This window comes from Oleiphilus sp. HI0125 (assembly GCF_001635355.1).
Genome location: NZ_LWGF01000013.1, coordinates 1 through 813, shown reverse-complemented (window position 1 = coordinate 813; position 813 = coordinate 1). Strand labels below are relative to the sequence as shown.

Annotated in this window: 1 protein-coding gene; it reads left to right on the top strand. The window is 43.4% G+C overall.

Going from position 1 to position 813, the window contains the following annotated elements; translation table 11 throughout:
* A partial coding sequence (locus A3762_RS26760; protein ID WP_197468892.1) for a hypothetical protein occupies positions 1–738 on the top strand: 738 nt, incomplete at its 5' end.
* Between the last annotated feature and the right edge of the window lie 75 nt (positions 739–813).

The following is an 813-nucleotide window of genomic DNA, read 5'->3' as shown; positions in this document are numbered from 1 at the left end:
CAGTTGTTTGAAGTTATTTCTGTCGCGGCTATTACAGGCAATGCTTCTGTTCAGAATCATTCAGATGACATAGAGCTTGAACTTGTTACTGATGACTTAGGTTCCTTAGCTATGCGCTTCAGTACAGCTCGTGGCTTAGATTTGGTTTCATTTGAATATATAGAAAATGGATATTTCAAGCGGCTCTTAAATAGTTGTGAATCTGTGGTCCAAGAGGACTTAGACCTAGCCGGATTCTCAATGTCCGTGATCGAAGGTTGGAAAGCTCAGTTACTTCAAGAAGGGTTTCGTGTCTCGGATGCAGCCGCGATGGCATTGTCTGCTTATATCGCAAAAGGCGGAGTGTTGAATGTCAGCTTGTCTTCTCATGACATGGCGATTGAACAGGCTTATGGTTGGTTACCTGTCTTGGAATACGGTGGGACGCAGCTTGCTGTGAATACGGATCAAGGCGTTGAACTTGGGTTTCAGAAATATGTTCCTGAACCGAAAACTGAGCCGGTTGTTGAAAGTAAACCAGTGGAAATAGAGCCGCAATATTTGAACGTCGAGCTTACAGAGCTTGACGCGATGTTAGAAGAACGGGTGCGCATCACATTGCTGAATGGCAAACAATCCGAGGGTATGCTTAGTCAGGTTGATGAGCACTTACTTGTGATCACTCCTCTCAATGGAGACGGAAGTGTTTCGTTTACGTTTAAACGCGTTGAGTTAAGTGTCCTAGAGGTTTGGAAATAAATTCAATGAAATTGCATATTCCTAAAGAATTACCCAGCTTTGAAACGCTGTTAGCGAAACTTGTCGGCGAAAATT